Below are 692 nucleotides of genomic sequence, written 5' to 3'. Positions count from 1 at the left end.
CCGCCATTCATCAGTCGAGGCATCCCTCGCAAATCTCATATCGGGCTGGTATCCATTTGTGCCGCCACAATTAATTGTGATGTAACCTCTTTTAAATCGAAGTCCCTTGTAAAAATGCAATTTTCGCTTTCCGGTAATTCTTAATTGACCAAAGTTTATATCGACAGTATCTTTCGAAATGATATTGTGTACTACTCTTAAGATATCAATTGCCCTTTTTTCTTTTATGGATAGATCAATCAGTTCACCTGTTGTCAAAAACTTGTACCTATCAGCTATCTCCATGTTCCTGAGTAGACGTCCATATTCATTTATTTCAATATACTGCCAGCCACTTTGTAAAAGCAGATCGAAACGGTTATTCAAGGCTTTTACATACAGATCTATCAAGGTTTTTTGCTCAATCCGTATTCCATCGCTATTCTCTTGTGTATTCTCCTGACCAAAAGTGAAGAGAATACAACAGGTTAATATAGTTGTCAGTGCTGCTTTCATTATTGATTCTTTTCTTTCATCGCAACTACAAAACCACTCTTCAATGCGATTTGGTGTTGCTTTTCATCTTTAGATCTCGATTCAGCGACTAGATTTTCCAATACCTTTACTTTTCCTGCCACCTTTCCCAGCATTTTATCAATGACAGTTGGTTTGAAGTTATCCAATAGCTTTTGAGCGATAGCTTCCTTAGTGTC

2 protein-coding genes are annotated in these 692 nt (G+C 37.4%); both read right to left on the bottom strand.

Going from position 1 to position 692, the window contains the following annotated elements:
* The coding region (locus JKG61_RS22790; protein WP_202105311.1) for a hypothetical protein at nt 1-495 on the bottom strand (495 nt) is incomplete at its 3' end.
* Nucleotides 495-692, bottom strand: a 198-nt coding sequence (locus tag JKG61_RS22785) for a hypothetical protein (RefSeq protein WP_202105310.1), incomplete at its 5' end; no start/stop codon positions are given. The genes JKG61_RS22790 and JKG61_RS22785, both read right to left, overlap by 1 nt.

Origin of the sequence: Sphingobacterium faecale, from assembly GCF_016746095.1 — a bacterium.
Taxonomy (GTDB): domain Bacteria; phylum Bacteroidota; class Bacteroidia; order Sphingobacteriales; family Sphingobacteriaceae; genus Sphingobacterium; species Sphingobacterium faecale.
This window is presented reverse-complemented; position numbering and strand designations above follow the sequence as displayed.